At 65.6% G+C, this 19,845-nt stretch carries 18 protein-coding genes and 1 pseudogene; 13 read left to right on the top strand and 6 right to left on the bottom strand.

The window, feature by feature from the left end; translation table 11 throughout:
- Positions 1-67: 67 nt before the first annotated feature.
- The 3 genes and pseudogenes from PRtIB026_RS26530 to PRtIB026_RS03510 all read right to left on the bottom strand — a co-directional run bounded on the left by PRtIB026_RS26530 (position 68) and on the right by PRtIB026_RS03510 (position 3,257).
- Positions 68-763: a methyl-accepting chemotaxis protein gene (locus PRtIB026_RS26530; RefSeq protein WP_420713652.1), complete on the bottom strand. Its 696-nt coding sequence runs from the start codon at positions 761-763 to the stop codon at positions 68-70.
- Positions 764-982: 219 nt separating this feature from the next.
- A pseudogene (locus PRtIB026_RS26525) lies at positions 983-2,047 on the bottom strand (Cache 3/Cache 2 fusion domain-containing protein); the annotation flags it as partial.
- A 280-nt stretch (positions 2,048-2,327) separates the two neighbouring features.
- Positions 2,328-3,257, bottom strand: coding sequence for a LysR substrate-binding domain-containing protein (locus PRtIB026_RS03510; protein WP_203649068.1), 930 nt, complete (start codon positions 3,255-3,257; stop codon positions 2,328-2,330).
- Positions 3,258-3,414: 157 nt separating this feature from the next.
- Between PRtIB026_RS03510 and PRtIB026_RS03505 the strand changes: the two genes are divergently transcribed.
- From PRtIB026_RS03505 to PRtIB026_RS03480, 6 genes are all read left to right on the top strand, one after another.
- Positions 3,415-4,803, top strand: a complete 1,389-nt coding sequence (locus PRtIB026_RS03505; RefSeq protein WP_203649071.1) for a NorM family multidrug efflux MATE transporter — start codon at positions 3,415-3,417, stop codon at positions 4,801-4,803.
- Between the two features lie 615 nt (positions 4,804-5,418).
- Positions 5,419-5,631: a DUF1127 domain-containing protein gene (locus PRtIB026_RS03500; RefSeq protein ID WP_110735977.1), complete on the top strand. Its 213-nt coding sequence runs from the start codon at positions 5,419-5,421 to the stop codon at positions 5,629-5,631.
- 289 nt (positions 5,632-5,920) lie between these two features.
- On the top strand, positions 5,921-6,238 hold the full coding sequence (locus PRtIB026_RS03495) for a DUF2388 domain-containing protein (protein WP_203649074.1): 318 nt from the start codon (positions 5,921-5,923) through the stop codon (positions 6,236-6,238).
- Between the two features lie 84 nt (positions 6,239-6,322).
- Positions 6,323-6,616 (top strand): DUF2388 domain-containing protein, encoded by a 294-nt coding sequence (locus PRtIB026_RS03490; protein WP_203649077.1) that lies wholly within the window; start codon positions 6,323-6,325, stop codon positions 6,614-6,616.
- Between the two features lie 36 nt (positions 6,617-6,652).
- Complete coding sequence (locus PRtIB026_RS03485) at positions 6,653-6,973, top strand: DUF2388 domain-containing protein (protein WP_011531558.1); 321 nt, start codon at positions 6,653-6,655, stop codon at positions 6,971-6,973.
- Complete coding sequence (locus PRtIB026_RS03480; RefSeq protein ID WP_203649079.1) at positions 6,970-8,928, top strand: DUF4105 domain-containing protein; 1,959 nt, start codon at positions 6,970-6,972, stop codon at positions 8,926-8,928. The genes PRtIB026_RS03485 and PRtIB026_RS03480 overlap by 4 nt, the downstream gene beginning before the upstream one ends.
- 172 nt (positions 8,929-9,100) lie before the next feature.
- On the opposite strand, the gene PRtIB026_RS03475 is transcribed toward PRtIB026_RS03480, so the two are convergent.
- Positions 9,101-9,502 (bottom strand): GFA family protein, encoded by a 402-nt coding sequence (locus PRtIB026_RS03475; RefSeq protein ID WP_203649081.1) that lies wholly within the window; start codon positions 9,500-9,502, stop codon positions 9,101-9,103.
- A gap of 267 nt (positions 9,503-9,769) precedes the next feature.
- Between PRtIB026_RS03475 and PRtIB026_RS03470 the strand changes: the two genes are divergently transcribed.
- The 5 genes from PRtIB026_RS03470 to PRtIB026_RS03450 all read left to right on the top strand — a co-directional run bounded on the left by PRtIB026_RS03470 (position 9,770) and on the right by PRtIB026_RS03450 (position 16,497).
- The gene (locus PRtIB026_RS03470) at positions 9,770-11,077 is read left to right on the top strand and encodes a CitMHS family transporter (RefSeq protein ID WP_203649083.1); all 1,308 of its coding nucleotides are present in this window, start codon (positions 9,770-9,772) and stop codon (positions 11,075-11,077) included.
- 72 nt (positions 11,078-11,149) lie between these two features.
- Positions 11,150-11,920 carry a TerC family protein gene (locus PRtIB026_RS03465; RefSeq protein WP_186712185.1) on the top strand — a complete coding sequence of 257 codons (771 nt, stop codon included), beginning with the start codon at positions 11,150-11,152 and terminating at the stop codon, positions 11,918-11,920.
- Positions 11,921-12,258: 338 nt separating this feature from the next.
- A complete protein-coding gene (locus PRtIB026_RS03460; RefSeq protein WP_203649085.1) occupies positions 12,259-13,917 on the top strand; it encodes a Na/Pi cotransporter family protein in 1,659 nt (552 codons plus the stop codon).
- A gap of 31 nt (positions 13,918-13,948) precedes the next feature.
- The gene (locus PRtIB026_RS03455; RefSeq protein ID WP_267813575.1) at positions 13,949-15,355 is read left to right on the top strand and encodes a M16 family metallopeptidase; all 1,407 of its coding nucleotides are present in this window, start codon (positions 13,949-13,951) and stop codon (positions 15,353-15,355) included.
- Positions 15,356-15,477: 122 nt separating this feature from the next.
- On the top strand, positions 15,478-16,497 hold the full coding sequence (locus PRtIB026_RS03450; protein WP_110735988.1) for a DUF5924 family protein: 1,020 nt from the start codon (positions 15,478-15,480) through the stop codon (positions 16,495-16,497).
- A gap of 58 nt (positions 16,498-16,555) precedes the next feature.
- Here the strand turns inward: PRtIB026_RS03450 and PRtIB026_RS03445 are convergent, their stop codons facing one another.
- Both PRtIB026_RS03445 and PRtIB026_RS03440 read right to left on the bottom strand, forming a co-directional pair.
- Complete coding sequence (locus tag PRtIB026_RS03445) at positions 16,556-17,389, bottom strand: IS3 family transposase (RefSeq protein WP_232857812.1); 834 nt, start codon at positions 17,387-17,389, stop codon at positions 16,556-16,558.
- Positions 17,390-17,397: 8 nt separating this feature from the next.
- Positions 17,398-17,757, bottom strand: coding sequence for a transposase (locus PRtIB026_RS03440; protein WP_075043813.1), 360 nt, complete (start codon positions 17,755-17,757; stop codon positions 17,398-17,400).
- 169 nt (positions 17,758-17,926) lie between these two features.
- Between PRtIB026_RS03440 and PRtIB026_RS03435 the strand changes: the two genes are divergently transcribed.
- Positions 17,927-19,060 carry an ABC transporter permease gene (locus tag PRtIB026_RS03435; RefSeq protein WP_050703217.1) on the top strand — a complete coding sequence of 378 codons (1,134 nt, stop codon included), beginning with the start codon at positions 17,927-17,929 and terminating at the stop codon, positions 19,058-19,060.
- Positions 19,057-19,842 carry an ABC transporter ATP-binding protein gene (locus PRtIB026_RS03430; protein ID WP_232855481.1) on the top strand — a complete coding sequence of 262 codons (786 nt, stop codon included), beginning with the start codon at positions 19,057-19,059 and terminating at the stop codon, positions 19,840-19,842. The genes PRtIB026_RS03435 and PRtIB026_RS03430 overlap by 4 nt, the downstream gene beginning before the upstream one ends.
- Positions 19,843-19,845: the final 3 nt, after the last annotated feature.

The following is a 19,845-nucleotide window of genomic DNA, read 5'->3' as shown; positions in this document are numbered from 1 at the left end:
ATGGGAACGTGCTCGCCTTTAGGAGCGGCCTTGTGCCGCGAACGGGCTGCAAGGCAGCCCCAGTGCACTACCGGTGGGTACGGAACCGATCCACTTCCTGGCGCAACTGCCCCGCCAGCCCTTCCAGCTCGCGGGCCGTCATGGCCAGTTCATTGGCCACATCACGCTGCTCGCTATTGGCCTGGGCGATGCTCTGCAGATTGCGGCTGAGCACCGTCGCGGTGCTGCTCTGCTCCTGGGTCGCGGTGCTGATGACAGCGAACTGCTCGCCCGCCACCCTGCTCTGCTCGTCGATCCGGGCCAGGGCCTCGGCCACCTTGTCGTTGCGCGCCAGGCCTTCCTGCATCAGCTGGTTGCCCTGCTCCAGGGTGCTGATGGCATGGCCGGTCTGCTGCTGGATGCTGGCGATCATGCCCGAGATCTCGTCGGTGGCCTGGCGGGTACGCGCGGCCAGGCCACGGACCTCGTCGGCAACCACGGCGAATCCACGGCCCTGCTCGCCGGCGCGCGCCGCCTCGATGGCGGCGTTCAGCGCCAGCAGGTTGGTCTGCTCAGCGATCGAGGTGATCACGCCGACAATCCCGCCGATCTCCTGCGAGCGGGCGCCCAGGGTGTCCATTACACTGGCGGTTCCGCCCAACGCCTCGGCGATCTGCCGCAGGGAAACCGAGGCTTCGTCCATGGCACTGCGGCCGATACGGGTCTGCTGGGCATTGTCGCGGGCCATGCGCTCGGTGCCAGCCATGTTGTCGGCGATGTTCATCGAGGTGGCGCTGAACTCTTCCACCGCGCCGGCCATGCTGGTGATCTCGCCGGACTGCTGGTCCATGCCCTCGCAGGCGCCGGACGACAGGCCCGACAGCGAACGGGCGCGGCCACTGACCTGGTCTGAGGCGGTGCGGATATGCTCGACCATGGTCGCCAGCGCCTCGCCCATCTGGTTGAAACTGCGGGCCAGCTGGCCGATTTCATCCTGGCTGGTGACGCTCAGCCGGGCATTCAGGTCGCCGGCGCCGAGGGCTTCGGCCTGGCGCACCAGGTCGCCCAGCGGGCGCAGCTTGCGCCGCAGCAGCCAGAGGGTGGCGGCCACGGCCAGCAGCATCGCCAGCACGCTGCCGATGGCCAGGCGCAGGCCGACGCTCCAGGTCACTTCGCGGATCTCGCCCTCGGGCATGCTTGCCACCACGGTCCACGGGCCCTCGGCGAACGGCTCGGTGACGCTGAACACCGGCTCGCCGGCACCGGCCCAGAACTGCCCTACCCCCGGCTTGAGCGCCTTGACCGCCTGGGCCGCCGCCTCGCCGTCACGTACCTCGGCCGGCGGCACCAGCCACTTGCCCTGCTCGTCCAGCAACGCCAGCGAACCGGTCTGGCCGATGCGAAAGCGCTTGAGGTTGGCGAACTGGGCGTTCTGCGCGTCGGTGTAGTCGAAACCGACGAACAGCACCGCGATCACCCTGCCACCGCCGTCACGCACCGGCACATAGCGGGTCATGTAGTTGCGCTCGAACAGCACGGCGCGGCCGACGTAGGTCTGCCCGGCCATCAGCTTGGCGTAGGCCGGATGCTGGCGATCGAGCTGGGTGCCGATGGCGCGGCTGCCGTCCTGCTTGGTCAGGCTGGTGCTGATGCGCACGAAATCATCGCCGCTGCGCACGAACAGGGTCGCCACCCCGGCGGTCATCTGCTGGAACTCGTCGACCTGGCGGAAATCGTTGTTCAGCAGGTGGTCGCCCAGGTACAGCGCCGGTGTCGCGGCACCGGCGACGTTGACCGTCTCACCGGCGCGCAACGCCAGCCCCGAGGCGAATCGGCGCTCGAACAGGCCGCTCAGGCGCTGGGTGTTGTCCTTGAGCGAGCCGTGGAAGGTGTCGAGCTGGTCGGCCAGCAGGCGCGCCTCGCTGGCCAGGTGCGCCTGGCGGGTGGTGAGGTTGGCGTCGTCCAGCGAACGCAGGGCGAACAGGGTACTGCCGGTGATCACCAGCGCCAGCACGATGGCGAGGGCAATCCCGAGCTGCGAGGCGATTCGGGCACGCGGTTGAGACATGGCAAGGCTCCTGGCAAGAGGCCGGGATCGTCCTGATCACGCTGACCGCCCGCTGCATATCGACGGGGAATCGCGTCCTCTTCCGGGACGCTGGTGCAAGTTGATCGGCGTCTGTAGGAAATACTTGAGTGCCGGACCGGGATATTCGCAAACGTTTTCTTGCGACAGGGCCCTGTCGCTCTGCTTAGGTGATTACCCAGCGCTTTGGGTTGCACTGTCGCCCGGGGAACAGAGTTGCAGGCATCATCAGCGTGGGAGCGGGCTTGCCCCGCGATGGTCCTCAGCCTTGCGCCGACAGCACCTGCACAGCCGGCAGGTCCATCGCCGCCGCCGCCTCCTGCAGGAATACACTCAACCTGCGCAACCGCTCCCCGCCCGGCCGGGTCCGCGGCCACACCAGGTAGTAGTCCATGCCACTGGCCACCGCGGTCGGCCAGGGCAGGCTCAGCCGGCGCTGGGCCACGTCCTCGGCCACCATCAGCAGGTCGCCCATGGAGATCCCATAGCCCCGTGCCGCGGCGATCATGCCCAACTCCAGGGTGTCGAACACCTGCCCGCCCTTGAGCGAGACTTTGTCGGTCAGCCCCATGCGCGCCAGCCAGGCACGCCAGTCGCGCTTGTCCGGCGTGGGGTGCAGCAGTTCGATGCCCGCCAGGCGCCGCTCGTCCCAAGGCGCGTCGTCGAGCAGGTCCGGCGCGCCCACCGGGATCAGCAACTCGGAGAACAACCGGCGCACCTCCCAGTCCGCCGGGAAGCTGCCATCGCTGAGCAGCACCGCGCAGTCGAATGGCTCCTGGTTGAAGTCGACATGATCGACATCCATCCAGGCGCTGGTCAGCTGCACCTCGTTGCCCGGCTGCAGGTGGCGAAAACGGCTCAGGCGCGCCAGCAGCCAGCGCATGGTCAGGGTCGAGGGCGCCTTCATGCGCAGGATGTCGTCCTCGCCGCGCAAGGCGTCGCAGGCCCGCTCCAACGAGGCGAAGCCGTCGCGCACTCCCGGCAGCAGCATGCGTGCGGCCTCGGTCAGTTGCAGGCTGCGGCCGCTGCGCACGAACAGGCGGCAGGCGAAATGCTCCTCGAGGGTGCGGATATGCCGGCTGACCGCGCTCTGGGTGATCGACAGTTCTTCCCCGGCACGGGTAAAAGAGCTCAGCCGGGCGGCGGCTTCGAATGCGCGCAGCGCATAGAGCGGAGGCAGTTGGCGGGTCATGGCGCACCTGTCAGGCGGGGCGTAGGTCGGATACACAGGATCATACATGCATGAGTCATACTCATGTCAGTGATCGCATTTATCCTTTTGTGCAAAGCTGACCGAGGCCTCAGAATCGACGGCTCGCTTCCCCGAATCATCCAGAAGGACCGCCCCCATGCATGTTGCGCCCACCACTGAACTCAAGGCTTTGCTGCGCCTGGCCGGGCCGCTGATCGCCTCGCAGTTGGCGCACATGCTGATGGTGCTCACCGACACCCTGATGATGGCCCGCATCAGTCCCCAGGCCCTGGCCGGTGGCGGCCTGGGCGCGGCGAGCTACTCGTTCGTGTCGATCTTCTGCCTGGGCGTGATCGCCGCGGTCGGCACGCTGGTGGCGATCCGCAAGGGCGCCAACGACACCGAGGGCGTCACCCGCCTGGCCCAGAGCGGCCTGTGGCTGGCCTGGGGCCTGGCGCTGGTCTCGGCGCTGGTGATGTGGAACCTCAAGCCGGTGCTGCTGCTGTTCGGCCAGAAGCCGGAGAACGTCGATTCTGCGATGCAGCTGCTCACCCTGCTGCCGCTCGCCCTCCCCGGCTACATGACCTTCATGGCCCTGCGCGGCTTCACCAGCGCCCTGGGCCACTCGACCCCGGTGATGGTCATCAGCCTGGTGGGCACGGTGGCCAACTACCTGCTCAACCATGCGCTGATCGAGGGCATGTTCGGCCTGCCCAAGCTCGGGCTGATGGGTATCGGCCTGGTCACCGCGGTGGTGACCCTGGGCATGGCCATCGCCCTCGCGCTTTATATACGCTGGTACAAGGCCTATGCCGCCTACCCGCTGCGCAAGGGCCTGTCGCGCCCTTCCCTGCCGGCGCTGCGCGAGTTGTGGCGACTGGGGCTGCCGATCGGCGGCACCTATATGGTCGAAGTGGGCCTGTTCGCCTTCGCCGCCCTGTGCATGGGCGTGCTGGGCAGCACGGAACTGGCGGCGCACCAGATCGCCCTGCAGATCGTCTCGACCGCGTTCATGGTACCGACCGGCCTTTCTTATGCGGTGACCATGCGCGTCGGTCTCTACTATGGTGCCGGCAACCTGTTGGCGGCGCGCAGCGCCGGGCGCGTGGGGATCAGTTTCGGCGCCTCGCTGATGTTCGCCTTCGCCGCACTGTTCTGGTTGCTGCCGGACGCCCTGGTCGGGCTGTTCATCGACCGTAACGACCCGGCCTTCGCGGCGATCTTCATGCTGGCGGTACAGTTGGTGATGGTGGCGGCGTGGTTCGAGCTGTTCGACGGCGTGCAGACCATCGCCATGGGTTCTATCCGTGGTTTGAAGGACGCCAAGACCACGTTCCTGATCGGCCTGGTGTGCTACTGGCTGGTGGGCGCGCCGAGCGCGTGGCTGTTTGCTTTCAACCTCGGGGGCGGCGCGCAGGGTATCTGGTGGGGGCTGGCACTGGGCCTGGCTTGCGCGGCGGTGGCGCTGACGTTCGGCTTTGAGTGGCGGATGAAGCGGTTGCTGGGCAAGGCCGAGCGGGCGCGGGGGGCGGCGGTGTCGGCGTGAGGGGTTTGGGGATCGCGTAATGGCGGACAGGTGCCTGGCGATGGTCTTGCAGCGCCCTTGAGACCGAGCGCCGCCCGCGCGGCGCATCGCGGGACAAGCCCGCTCCTACATTTATTGCAACGTGCCTAACCTGTCAGGCCATGGTTGCCCGCCTTGGTGCATGTCTTGAGGCAGGTGAAGCGGCAGTGGTGTCCACATTGAAATTGCGTCGTAAAAACAAGGCGGACCAGGTAATGGCACAGGATTGACTGGCCCGAAACAGATGTAGGAGCGGCCTTGTGCCGCGATGCGCCGCGCGGGCGGCGCTCGATTTCATAGGCGCTGCAACTCTGTCGTCGAACACTTTCAAGCCAAAACATATCTAAAACTGTACTACTGTACCGCCAAAAACATCACTCCCTGCTTACCATTTCCCCACCAACACCACAAAATCGCACCAAACCAGTGCGCACCAGTACAGTTCCCTCAATAACCAGTGCAACAGTCCCTTCCAACAGTTAACTGCCCCCTCACAATACACCTGAACTGTACCTACTGTTCTGGACGAGAGAAGAGGAAGATGGGCACCAGTTAAATCACTCCCTAATGCCGCCACAAGCGGAAGGATGACACATCATGGAACGTACCCTCAGTTCCGGTCTGGTTTTCGAAAACGCCCAAGCTTCCAACGCCGCCCTGCCGCTGCGCGTCCTGTCCACCCTGGTACTGTGGCAGCGCCGCATGGCCAGCCGCCGCCAGCTGGCGCGCCTGGACTCCCGCCTGTTGGCCGACGCCGGCATCAGCGAGTCGCAGCGCTACGAAGAGCTGAGCAAGCCGTTCTGGCGCTAAGCGCCGGCCCAGGCCGGCACCGCGAATTCACAAGAACCCGTTGCAGGAAACTGCGACGGGTTTTTTGTTTTAAGCCCGGGCTAGAGCGGCCGCACAACAGAACAACACAGTTTTAATTAATCACAAATGGACAGGTACAGTTACGATTTGTGATCTTTTCTCGAACCAAACGCCCGAACCAGCGCGTGTTACGCTTGTCCTACACGCCTGGCAGAGAAAAGTACCGTGACGAGCCAAGCGAGCGTCCGATAAGCAGAACTATCCAGACCCAGTGCAGGAGTCCCCGACCATGTCCCGTTATCACCTGTTTGGCGCCGCCTTGCTGCTGTCGCTCGCCGGCGCAGCCAATGCCACCAGCTTCGTCGTCACCACCGACGCCGTGGTGGGCGCGGTAGCCGCCTCCACCGACGCCACCTCCGACATCTCCTCCTCGTTCCGCGACGACAAGATCGTCAAGGCCGCCCGTGACGATGCCGCCAGCTTCGTCGGCAGCGACGGTGCCATCCGCGGCGCCAAGCTGGAGAGCGCGTTCGTGCACATTCGCCAGCAACTGCCGGAGCTGCAGGCCAGCGACGCGCAGCTGGCCCGCGCCATCCTCGCCATCTGAGCCCCGCACTGCCCGGATTCACTGGCCCGGCCAGTGGATCCGGGGTAGCCTTCGCAGCCCGAGACCATCGCCGCCAGACCGCCCATGCGTTACCTGTTGCCTTCACTGTTCGCCCTGGCCTGCATCAGCAGCGCCCAAGCCATGGATACCACTACCCAGAGCCTGGTCATCAGCGGCTACGTCACCAGCCAGGTCAGCGCCGCGCCGTTCGACCGCAAGCTGGTCGCCGCCGCCCGTGACGACGCCGCCGCGTTCGTCGCCAGCGACGGCCGGATCCGTGGCGCGCGCCTGCAGGCGGCGCTGGACATGCTGCACCAGAACGTCGCCCGGCACTCTGTCGGCGACCGTGAACTGGCCGAAGCGATTCTCGTCCAATAACTACACTCGACTCCCCTGTATTTCCGGAGATGCTCCATGCGTAAACCGCTGATCGCCGCCACCCTCGGCATGCTGCTGCTCGCCGACCTGGCCCAGGCCCACACCCTGGTGGCCACCAGCAACATCATCGTCCGCGCCTTTGGCCGTTCGATCGATTTCACCTCCGACACCACCACCTCGATCCGCGACTCGAAAGTGGTGCGTGAAGCCCACGACGACGCCGCCAGCTTCGTCGCCAGCAACGGTGATATCCGCGGTGCCCAGCTCGAGGCCGCCTTCGACACCCTGCGCGCCCGCGTCCCCGAGGCCCGTGACGCCAGCGACCAGGTGCTGGCCGAAGCCATCCTCGCCCTGTGAAGCGCGTGCGTGCCTGGCTGCTGGGCTGCGCCCTGACGCTGCTCGGCACGCCCGCCCTGGCCGACCTGCAGCTGGTACTGCAGCGCGACGGTCTCGACCCTGCGCAACAGCAGGCGACCCAGACGTTGCTCGACGAAGCCATGGCCAAGCTGCCACCGCGCTTCAAGCAGCAACTGGACCGGCAGATCCTGGTCGGCTGGACCGAGCGCATGCCCGAGGACGCCTACGGCCAGGCCTCTCCGGTGGCCAGCCTGGACCTCAACCGGCGCCTGCTGCCGGGCCTGGTCGACGGCAGTGCCGCCCGCGAGAAGACCAACCGTCCCCACGGCACGGTCCGCGAGGAACTGCTGGCCACCGTGCTCCACGAGCTCACCCATATCTATGACCGCGCGCGCCTGTGGCCGGACGCCGAGCGCCAGCTGATCAGCCGCTGCAAGCGCCAGCAGGGCGCTTTGGGCAAGGTCGGGCTGCCGCAGGACTGCCGTGGCCAGGCCGAACGCCGCTTCACCCTGAGCGACGACCCGCGCCTGCTGGACCTCGCCGGCTGGCCGCAGTACGTCGGCCGGCGCGGCGAGCGCGAGCAGCACAACGGCCAGCTGGTGCGCAGCCCGGATCCCTACGAGCTGAGCAGCCCGAAGGAGTTCATCGCGGTCAACATGGAGTACTTCCTCCTCGACCCGAGCTACGGCTGCCGTCGCCCGGCGCTCAACCAGTACCTGCGCGAGCACTTCGGCTGGGCGCCGCAACAGGATGCCTGCGCCAAGGGCCTGCCGTTCCTCAACGCCGGCAACGACTTCGCCCGCCAGCCATTGGGCGAGATCGACCCGGAGCGGGTCTACGAGGTGGACTACCTGCTGGCCGAGGCCAACCAGAACTGGGTCAGCCGCTGGGGCCACAGCATGCTGCGCCTGGTGATCTGCGCCCCGGGCCGCCCGCGCGGGCCGGCCTGCCGCCTGGACCTGGACCAGAGCCTGGTGCTGTCGTACCGCGCCTTCGTCAACGACGTGCAGCTGTCCAGCTGGGACGGCCTGACCGGCGCCTATCCCTCGCGGCTGTTCGTGCTACCGCTGGGGCAGGTGATCGACGAATACACCAAGACCGAGCTGCGCAGCCTGGCCTCGGTGCCGCTCAAGCTCAGCCGTGGCGAGATCGAGAACCTGGTGCGCCAGGCCGCCGAGATGCACTGGAGCTACGACGGCAACTACTACTTCCTGTCCAACAACTGCGCCGTGGAATCGCTCAAGCTGCTGCGCAGCGGCACTGGCAACCCGCGCCTGAACGACCTCGACAGCATCATGCCCAACGGCTTGCTGGAGGTGCTCAAGGGCAGGGGACTGGCCGATACCCACGTGCTCGACGACCCGCGCGAGGCCCTGCGCCTGGGTTATCGCTTCGACTCCTACCGCGACCGCTACCAGGCGATGTTCGATGTGCTGCGCAAGCAGTTGCCGATCAGCCAGACCAGCGTGGAAGACTGGCTGGCGCTGGACGCCGAGCAGCGCCGCCAGTGGTTCGACCGCGCCGACCTGCGCACCAGCGCGGCCTTGCTGCTGCTCGAGCAGGCCGGCCTGCGCCGCCAGCTGTTGCTGGCCCAGGACGAGGTCAAGCAACGGTACCTGAACGGCCGGGCACTCAAGGACGGCAGCTTCGACAAGGCCAACGAGACCTTGCAGGCGATGCTGGCCAACAGCGGCTTCCTCAGCCGCCCGGCGGAGTTGCTGGGGGCAGGGGGCTACGGCCTGCCGCAGCCTGCCGAACGCAAGCAGCTGGAGCAGGTAAGCAGCGAGCGCCAGGCACAGCTGCTGCGGCTGAGCACCGACCTGGACCAGCAGGTGAGGGCGCTGCTGGGGCCGGAGCGGGGCAGGGAGATCAAGGCGGTGGAGGCCAATATCAAGCAGGTGGGCGAGCACCTGCGGGCGTTGCACAAGGCGGCCGGGGGGCTGCAGCTGCCCTGAGGTATGGGTCCACCATCATCGCTGTAGGAGCGGCCTTGTGCCGCGAATGGGCTGCGTAGCAGCCCCAGGATTTCAGTGTTGACGCAAAAATCGCCGGGGCTGCTCTGCAGCCCATTCGCGGCACAAGGCCGCTCCTACAGAAGTCTCGCAGCCCGACAGCCAGCACCAAACCTCAAAGGCTTTCCTCGTCCTCCTCCGGCAACCCCTGATCCACCTGCAACCACGGCAACCGGCTCCCCACCCAGATATGCCGATTGGCCGGCACCCGCTCGGGATGATCCAGCGTCGCCACCGTCACATCGATCGTTCCAGGGCTATGCGCGGTCACGAGCGCCACATGCGCCCCACAGTTGCCACAGAAATACCGGCTGCAACTCTGCGGCGCCATGTAGCGCTGGGGCGAGCCCGCCAGCCACTGGAAGCCCGCAAGGGGCAGGGTGACCCAGGTAACCAGCGTGCCGCCGCTGACCCGCCGGCAAATCGAGCAATGACAATGGGCGACATCGCCCAGATCGGCCTGCAGCCGGTAGCGCAACGCCCCGCAATGACACCCGCCTTCCACGACATCCACCATCGAACGACCTCCCGTCGCCTGACCGCAGCCGAAAGCTGGCTGAAAGCTTGCCCACATAGGATAGCGCCACCACCGGCAGCAGACCGGTCAGCCAGGGCACCCGGAAACTTCCGCGCCCGGCCCAATCAACAACAACAATGGTGATTCTGATGTTTTCCTGTGCCCGCCTTTTCGCAGTACCCCTCCGCCTGCTCCCCGCGCAGCGCCTGACGCGCTGATCCGCCCGAATCGTCCTTCCTTTCGCCGCGCCACGCCTGGAGTACCGCCATGCTGACCTTCCTCGGCTTCGCCATGGTCATCACCTTCATGTACCTGATCATGACCAAGCGCCTGTCGGCCTTGATCGCGCTGATCCTGGTACCGATCCTGTTCGCCCTGTTCGGTGGTTTTTCCGCCAAGATCGGCCCGATGATGCTCGAAGGCATCAGCAAGCTCGCGCCCACCGGCGTGATGCTGATGTTCGCCATTCTCTACTTCGCCCTGATGATCGACTCCGGCCTGTTCGACCCGGCCGTGCGCAAGATCCTCAAGCTGGTCAAGGGCGACCCGCTGAAAGTCTCGGTCGGCACCGCGGTGCTGGCCCTGGTGGTGTCCCTCGACGGTGACGGCGCCACCACCTACATGATCTGCTGCGCCGCCATGCTGCCACTGTACAGCCGTCTGGGGATGAGCCCGCGAATCATGGCCGGCCTGATCATCCTCGCCGGCGGGGTGATGAACATGACCCCGTGGGGCGGCCCCACCGCCCGTGCCGCCAGCGCCCTGCACGTGGACCCGTCGGACATATTCGTGCCGATGATCCCGGCCATGGCCTTCGGCGTGGCGGCGATCCTGGCCATCGCCTACTGGTACGGCAAGCGCGAGCGTGCCCGCCTGGGCGAGCTGCATCTGCCGACTGACGACATCGACCACAGCGAGATCAGCGTGTCGCAGTTCCCCGAAGCACGTCGGCCGAAACTGATCTGGTTCAACGGCGCCCTGACCGCGGCACTGATGGTCGCGCTGATTGCCGGCCTGCTGCCGCTGCCGGTGCTGTTCATGATCGCCTTCAGTATCGCCATGATCGTCAACTACCCGTGCCTGCAGCAGCAGAAGGACCGTATCGCCGCCCACGCCTCCAGCGTGCTGGCCGTGAGCGGGCTGATCTTCGCCGCAGGCATCTTCACCGGCATCCTGTCGGGCACCGGCATGGTCGACGCGATGTCCAAGAGCCTGCTGGCGGTGATTCCGGAAGCGTTCGGCCCGTACATGGCGGTGATCACCGCGATCGTCAGCATGCCGTTCACCTTCTTCATGTCCAACGACGCCTTCTACTACGGCGTGCTGCCGGTACTGTCGGAATTCGCCAGCCACTACGGCGTCACCCCGGTTGAGATGGCCCGCGCGTCGATCGTCGGACAGCCGGTACACCTGCTCAGCCCGCTGGTACCCTCCACCTACCTGCTGGTGGCCCTGGCCGGCATCGAGTTCGGCGATCACCAGCGCTTCACCCTCAAGTGGGCAGTGCTGGTGTGCCTGTGCATAATGTTCGGCGCGCTGGCCCTGGGGACTTTCCCGCTGTTCAGCAGTCTGTAACACAAGCGCATCATCCAACCGCAAAGCGCCCACCATTTGGGCGCTTTGCCTTTACTGCTCGAAGGAATACACATGGAATGGCTGACCAGCCCGGAAATCTGGGTTGCCTTTTTAACCCTCACGGCCCTTGAGATCGTGCTCGGGATCGACAACATCATCATGATCTCGATCCTGGTCAGCCGCATGCCCAAGCACATGCAGCCGCGCACGCGGATCTTCGGCCTGGCCCTGGCCATGGTCACGCGGATCATGCTGCTGCTGTCGATCACCTGGGTCATGCGCCTGACCGACGACCTGTTCCATGTGCTCGGCCAGGGCATCTCCGGGCGCGACCTGATCCTGTTCTTCGGCGGCCTGTTCCTGCTGTGGAAAAGCTCCCAGGAGATCTACCACGGCCTGGAAGGCGAGGACGAGAGCGCGGACGAGCCGAAAGGCGCGGGCGGCAAGTTCTTCTACACCATCATCCAGATCGCCATCATCGACATCGTGTTCTCCCTGGACTCGGTGATCACTGCGGTGGGCATGGTCTCCCACGTGCCGGTGATGATCGCCGCGATCATCGTCGCGGTGCTGGTGATGATGCTCTGCGCCGGCACTATCAGCGACTTCATCGACAAGCACCCATCGCTGAAGATGCTCGCGCTTTCGTTCCTGATCGTCGTCGGTACCGTGCTGATCGCCGAATCTTTCGATGTTCACGTGCCGAAGGGCTATGTCTACTTCGCCATGGCCTTCTCGCTGGCGGTGGAGGCGATCAACATCCGCATGCGCACGGCGCTGGCGCGCAAGAAGGGCAAGGAGCACGATCCGGTGAAACTGCGTAAGGACATTCCCGGTCAGTAAGATCAGGAGCGCGATAGTGAAAGGGTCCTTCGGGGCCCTTTTTCGCATCCACGCCCATGTAGGAGCGGCCTTGTGCCGCGAAAGGACCGCAGAGCGGTCCCGACAATCTTGCATGATGCCAAGATCCTGGGGCCGCTGCGCGCCCCTTTCGCGGCACAAGGCCGCTCCTACAGGCCACCCGTGTTTCAAATAGATTTCAGTCATGCCAAGCTGGCACCCACTGCGCAAAACAACTAAAGCTTCAGTGAGCACTGAAAAAACCAGCCCACCCCCGGGCCAGGCTCACCGCCGCACCCATTGGCCCCGCCCAGGGGCATAGAAGAAAAGGGGGCCCGACCATGCTGACCCTGCTCAACCTGCTCTCCGCCGTGGCGCTGCTGGTGTGGGGCACCCATATCGTGCGGACCGGCATCCTGCGGGTGTACGGCTCGAACCTGCGTCGGGTGCTCGGCCAGAACATGAACAAGCGTCCGCTGGCGTTCATTGCCGGAATCCTGGTCACCGCCATGGTGCAGAGCAGCAACGCCACGGCCATGCTGGTCACCTCGTTCGTCGGCCAGGGCCTGATGGCCATGACCCCGGCCCTGGCGATCATGCTCGGTGCCGACGTGGGCACTGCGCTGATGGCGCGGGTGCTGACCTTCGACCTGTCCTGGCTGTCGCCGCTGCTGATCTTCCTCGGGGTGATCTTCTTCCTCTCGCGCAAGCAGACCCGCGCCGGCCAACTGGGCCGGGTGGGCATCGGCCTGGGCCTGATCATCCTGGCGCTGCAGTTGATCGTCCACGCCGCCGCGCCGATCACCCACGCCCAGGGGGTCAAGGTGCTGTTCGCCTCGCTGACCGGCGACATCCTGCTCGACGCCCTGATCGGCGCGCTGTTCGCCATGATTTCCTACTCCAGCCTGGCCGCCGTGCTGCTCACCGCCACCCTGGCCGGCGCCGAGGTGATCAGCCTGCCGGTCGCCATCGGCCTGGTGATCGGCGCCAACATCGGCAGCGGCCTGCTCGCCTTCCTCACCACCAGCCTGCAGAACAGCGCCGGACGCCGGGTGGCGCTGGGCAGCCTGCTGTACAAGATCGTCGGCCTGCTGCTGATCATCCCGGTGCTGCACCCTCTGGTGGAGTGGATGGACAGCCTGAGCTTCAGCCCGCAAGAGCTGGTGATCGGCTTCCACCTGCTCTACAACACCTTGCGCTGCCTGCTGATGCTGCCGACGGTCAAACCCATGGGCCGTGTGTGCAGCTACCTGTTGCCCGAACGTGACAACGGCAACGGCCATCACCAGCCGCGCCACCTGGACCCGACCGCGCTGAACACCCCCAGCCTGGCACTGGCCAACGCCGTGCGCGAAACCCTGCGCCTGGGCGATATCGTCGACAGCCTGCTCGAGGCCATGCTCGGCGCCCTGCGCGGCACCCAGACCGCGATGCCGCAGCAGGTGCGGGCCCTGGGCGAGGACGCCGAGGCCCTGTACAACGCCATCAAGCTGTACCTGGCGCAGATGCCCCGCGAGGATCTTGGCGAGCAGGACAATCGGCGCTGGGCGGAAATCATCGAGCTGGCGATCAACCTCAAGCTGGCCAGCGACCTGATCGAGCGCATGCTGCGCAAGGTCCAGCAGCAGAAGACCTCGCAGCGCCGGGAGTTTTCCCAGGTCGGCCTGGAGGAACTGACCGGCCTGCAGGAGCAGCTGCTGGCCAACCTGCGCCTGGGCCTGACGGTGTTCCTCAGCGCCGACCCGCAGAGCGCGCACCAGTTGCTGCGCGAGAAACGCCGCTTCCGCGCCCAGGAAAGGCGCCTGGCCCACGCCCATGTCAGCCGCCTGCAACGTAAAGTGGTGCAGAGTATCGAGACCAGTTCGCTACACTTGGAGCTGATTGCCGACATGAAGCGTTTGAACTCTTTGTTCTGCAGCAGTGCCTATGTGGTACTGGGCGGCACCGACACCGGCGGGCTGATGCTCGACAGCGTGCCGGACGAAGCCCGCCAGCCTTGAGCCCAGACACCCCGGAGACCGAAGCTCGCCTATGCGTTGCCTGTTGTTCGCCTGCCTGCTGACCCTCAGCCTGCCCACGCTCGCCCTCGATCGCTCACGGGTCGAGGGTTACCTGCTGCCCAACGGCCTGCAAGTGATCCTCAAGTCCGGCTACGAGCGCGACCATGTGTCGATCCGCCTGGTGGTCGGCGTGGGCCTGGACGACTTCGACTGCGACCAGCGCGAGCTGCCGCACCTGCTCGAGCACCTGCTGTTCAGCGGTATCGACGAGACGGGCGAGGGCGGCCTGGAGGAGCGCATGCAGGCCCTGGGCGGGGAGTGGAACGCCTTCACCAGCAGCGCCGACACCACCTTCGTCATCGAGGCCCCGGCGCGCAACCAGCGCAAAGTGCTCGACCTGCTGCTGGCAATCCTGCGCGACACCCGCATCGACGAAAAGGCGCTGGCCACCGCGAAGAAGATCATCGAACGCGAGGACGGCGGCCACTACGGCCGTCTGCAGCGCTGGCTCGACCGCCAGGACATCGGCCACCCGGCCAGCGACCAGCTGGCCACCGAGCTGGGCCTGAAGTGCCCCGAGCGCTCCAACCTCGACGACATGACCCTGGAGCAGGTCCGGCAACTGCGCGAACACTGGTACGCGGCCAACAACATGTCGCTGATCGTCGTCGGCGGCCTCGACCGCCTGCTGCCGGCCTACCTGGAACGCACCTTCGGCGAATTGCCGGCCACCGAGCCCGAGGAGCGCCGCAACCTGGAAAGTATCAGCCAGCAGGCCGAGCAGCGTCGCGACCTGACCCGCGGCTGGTTGGGCGACAACGTCAAGCTGCACTGGCTGTTCATCGAGCCAACGCTGGAGGAGGGCCACGACCAGACCCTCGAGCTGCTCTCGCGCTACCTCGACTGGGCGCTGTACGACCAGCTGCGCCTGCGCCACGGCCTGTCCTATGGCCCGTCGGTGCAACGCGAGAGCTTCGGCGACAGCGGGATGCTCAGCCTCAATGCCGACCTCGAGCGCCAGGACCTCGACGAGGCGCTGAAGGTGCTCGGGGAGCTGTTCGACCACCTGCGCAAACACGGCCTGGACCCGGACACCTTCGCCCGGATCAAGGAGGCGGCAATTGCCCGGGAAAGCTGGACCACCCAGGGCAACGCGGCGCTCGCCGACTATTACTGGGGGGCGCTCAACGCCTACGAGGACGGGCGTTTCACCGATCCGGTGCGGCAACTGCGCCAGGTCAGCCTCAAGCAGGCCGACGCGGCGCTGCGCGAACTGCTCAAGGAGCCGGGGTACCTGCGCATCGAGAAGCCGTTGCTGGGGTATGACGAACTGTATGGTCTGGCGGCGCTGGTGCTGGGGCTGATCCTGGCCGCGGGGCTGATCCGCCGGCGCCGCGTGGTGGCCAATCGCCCGAGTGGTGCTACACGGGAGCCGTGATTCGGCGGTATCCTGTCGGCCAACAGCGTCTGCGTGGGAGCGGGCTTGCCCCGCGATGATCTCATCGCGGGGCAAGCCCGCTCCCACGACGCCTCGAACACGCCTTTTCCTGTTGTAAACCCATGCCCCCGATCCCCAGCTTCATCCTGCGCATCATCGAGCTGCTCAAACGCTATCCTGGCATCATCGCGCTCTACGGTTTCCTCTCCGGGATCGGCAGCTTCATCCTGGTCGACCGCCAGGCCGGGCTGGCCAGCTGGATCGCCATCGTCATGCTGGTCAGCTGGATCTGGCTGATGCTGGAGAACACCCTCACCGAGCTGTTCGCCCGCACCTTCAAGCGCGAGATCCCGCAGCCGCTGCTGCGCTTCGCGACGCAGATGATCCACCAGGAAAGCCTGTTCTTCGTCCTGCCGTTCTTCTTCATCACCACCACCTGGAACAGCGGCCAGCTGATCTTCACCGGCCTGCTCGGCGCCGCCGGGCTGATCTCGATCGTCGACCCGCTGTACCACAAATGGCTGGCGCCGCGGCGCTGGCTGTTCCTGGCGCTGCACACCCTGACACTGTTCGCCGCGATGCTCACGGCGCTGCCGATCATCCTCCACCTGACCACCGCGCAGAGCTTCAAGCTGGCGCTGATCGCCGCCATGGTGCTGTCGTTCCCGAGCCTGGCCAGCAGTTTCCCGATCAACAACTGGCGCCGCGGCGTGGCCCTGGTGCTGGTGACCCTGGCGGTCGGCGGCGGCGGCTGGCTGCTGCGTTCCTGGGTGCCACCGGCCACGCTGTGGATGACCGATGTGGCGATCAGCACAGAAGTGCTCAACCGCCAGCCGGGCGCCTCGCTGGACGAAGTGGCTGCCAGTCGCATCCGCAGTGGCGGACTGTACGCCTATACCGCCATCAACGCGCCCCGTGGCCTGAACGAACGCATCTACCATGTGTGGCAGCTGGACGGTAAGGAAGTGGACCGTATCGCCCTGGATATCCACGGCGGGCGCAAGGAAGGCTACCGGGCCTGGACCCACAAGCAGAACTTCCCGGCCAATCCGGTGGGCAAGTGGCAGGTGAGGGTGCTGACCGAGGACGGGCAGGTGATCGGGGTGTTGCGGTTCAAGGTTGTGGACGACACCGCCCGCTGAAAAAACCCTGTAGGAGCGGCCTTGAACTGGTCAAGTAATTTTGGACACCGGTTAAGGTTCATGCCGCTGCCTTGAGCTTTTCCTCCATGGCTACTGGCGTTTCATAGCCGTTGTAGCTGTGGAGGCGCTTGAGGTTGTAGCGCATCAGATAAGCCTGGATATCCACTCGTGCCTGCGCTTCGGTCTCGTAACCCTCTGCCGGCACCCATTCTGATTTCAATGCTCCGAAGAATCGCTCCATGGCAGCGTTATCCCAGCATTGGCCTCGATGGCTCATGCTCTGGTTCAAGTTGTACTCATCGAGCGCGGCTCTGAATTTATGGCTGGTGTACTGACAGCCCTGGTCTGAATGAAACATTACGCCCGCCGGCCTACCCCGCGATTCAGCGGCCATGCGCAGGGCGTTACAAGCTAAGTTGGCATCTGCAATCATCGAGAATGCCCAACCCACTACGCGACGGGCATAGAGGTCAATCACGGCGGCTAGGTACAGCCAGCGCCTGCCAACCTGGATATAGGTCACATCGCCACACCAAACCTCATTGATCGCCGAAACCTTGAAATTGCGCTTCAGCTGATTCTCGGCGATCAACGCTTCTGCCCCTGATGACCGATAGCGGTGCGGCCTGCGCTGTTTGCACTTCAGGCCAGCTTCACGCATTAGCGCACGCACCTTGTATCGTCCTATTTCATGGCCTTCGTGCCGCAATTCCTGCGCCAGGGTTCGCGAGCCAGAAGCACTTCGCGATGCGTTGAAGTGCTTGATTACCAGCAGGCGTAGCGCATCTCTTGCCGGGTTTTCACGTCCTTGCCGTTTACGCCACGCATAGAAACTGCTGCGCTTAACCCCAAGCACGCGGCAGCAGTCGACAACAGGGTATTGCTCACTCAGCTCGTTGATCAGCGAGAACGATCTTTGGAGTCCCGAAGCAGGAGAGCACTGGCCTTTTTTAGGATTTCGATATCCCGATCCTTTTGCCGAACCAGCGCTTCGAGTTCTTCAATTCGTTGCTGCTCGGGTGTGATCGCTTTGGCTCCAGCCGGAACCTTACCGGCTCTCTCTTCACGCACCTGATCAACCCAGCGGCGAAGCGCGGTAGGGCCCAGCCCAAGGGCGGCACAGACCTCAGGAACTGACTGCCCACCGTCCAGCACCATTTCGGCAGCTTGGACTTTGTATTCTCTTGAATAAGATTTACGCACTGATTTTGCCTCCAATTGGGCGCCATCATAGCGCCCGATGAAGGTGTCCAAAATCATTAGGCCAGTTCACCTTGTGCCGCGAAAGGGCTGCGAAGCAGCCCCAGGATTTCAGCGTCAAGGCAGAAATTGCCGGGGCCGCTTCGCAGCCCTTTCGCGGCACAAGGCCGCTCCTACAGGAATGCGGCCCGCTGCGCTATGATCAGCCTCTATGCCCTCAGTCAGACGCATGGAGCCTATGACCGTCCCGAGCGCCACCCTGGACACCACCGAGCAGCCCTCGCGCCTGCGCATCGTCGGCGACTGGACCCTGGCCCACTACGCCAGCCTCAAGCGCGAGTGCGAGCGTCTGGGCAGCCAGTACGGCGATGACACCCAGGTCGACCTCAGCCAGCTGGGCCGCCTGGACACCGCCGGCGCCTCGCTGCTGGCCGAGCTGCTGGGCTCCGAGCGCCTGTCGCGCTGCACCGACGAACTCCCCGACGCCAGCCGCGCGCTGCTGAAGAACGTCTACTGCTCGGTGCAGGACTACTGCATCCCGGTCAAGGAGCCTGAGCAACCGGTGCTGCTCCTGCTGCTGGCGCGCATCGGCCGCGCCGTCGACCAGCTGTGGCAGGACACCAACCAGGTGCTGGGCTTTATCGGCCTGATCCTGCAGACCCTGTTCCTGCGCCTGTTCCAGCCGCACCGCTGGCGTGTCACCCCGGTGGTCGCGCACCTCGAGCAGACCGGCCTGGACGCCGCGCCGATCGTCGCCTTGCTAACCTTCCTGGTGGGCGCGGTGGTGGCCTTCCTCGGCGCCACGGTGCTGGCCGACTTCGGTGCGACCATCTTCACCGTCGACCTGGTGGCGTTCTCCTTCCTGCGTGAATTCGCCGTGCTGCTGACCGCCATCCTCATGGCCGGTCGCACCGCCAGCGCGTTCACCGCGCAGATCGGTTCGATGAAGGCCAACGAAGAGATCGACGCCATCCGCACCCTGGGCCTGAACCCCATCGAACTGCTGGTGGTGCCGCGGGTACTGGCGCTGCTGATCGCGCTGCCCCTGCTTACCTTCGTCGCGATGCTCTGCGGCATGATCGGCGGCGCGGTGGTCTGTGCCCTGACCCTGGACATCTCACCGGCCATGTTCCTCTCACTGCTGCAGAGCGACATCGGCGTGCAGCACTTCCTGGTGGGCCTGGCCAAGGCGCCGTTCTTCGCCTTCCTGATCGCCGCCATCGGCTGCCTGGAAGGCTTCAAGGTCAGCGGCAGCGCCGAGTCGGTGGGCGCCCACACCACGTCTGCCGTGGTGCAGTCGATCTTCGTGGTGATCGTGCTGGATGCGGTGGCCGCGCTGTTCTTCATGGAGATGGGCTGGTGACTGAAGCCGTGATCGAAGCCCGGGGCCTGTGCAACCGCTTTGGCAGCCAGAGCGTGCACGAGAACCTCGACCTGGATCTGTACCGCGGCGAGATCCTCGCCGTGGTCGGTGGCTCGGGCAGCGGCAAGTCGGTGCTGTTGCGCAGCATCGTCGGCCTGCGCCGGCCCAACGAAGGCACGGTCAAGGTGTTCGGCCAGGACCTGGCCACCCTCGACGAAAGCCAGCGCTCGCTGGTCGAACGCCGCTTCGGCGTGCTGTTCCAGAAGGGCGCGCTGTTCTCCTCGCTGACCGTCACCGAGAACGTCGCCCTGCCACTGATCGAGCATGCCGGGCTGTCGCGGGCCGACGCCGAGCACCTGGCCGGGGTCAAGCTGGCCCTGGCCGGGCTGCCGATCAGCGCCGCCGACAAGTACCCGGCGTCGCTGTCCGGCGGCATGATCAAGCGCGCCGCCCTGGCCCGCGCCCTGGCCCTGGACCCGGACATCCTGTTCCTCGACGAGCCCACCGCCGGCCTCGACCCGATCGGCGCCGCCGCCTTCGACCAGTTGATCCTCACCTTGCGCGATGCCCTGGGGCTGTCGGTGTTCCTCATTACCCACGACCTGGACACCCTCTACACCATCACCGACCGGGTGGCGGTGCTGTCGCAGAAGAAGGTGCTGGTGGCAGGGCCCCTGGCCGAGGTCGAGCAGACCAACGACCCCTGGATTCACGAATACTTTCACGGCCCGCGTGGCCGGGCGGCCGAAGACGCCGCCCTGCGCGCCCGCCAGGAGCGCTGAACG

The organism is Pseudomonas sp. RtIB026 (genome assembly GCF_016861355.2).
Taxonomy (GTDB): domain Bacteria; phylum Pseudomonadota; class Gammaproteobacteria; order Pseudomonadales; family Pseudomonadaceae; genus Aquipseudomonas; species Aquipseudomonas peradeniyensis.
Note: the sequence above shows the minus strand (reverse complement) of the source record. Positions and strands in the feature narration are given on the sequence as shown.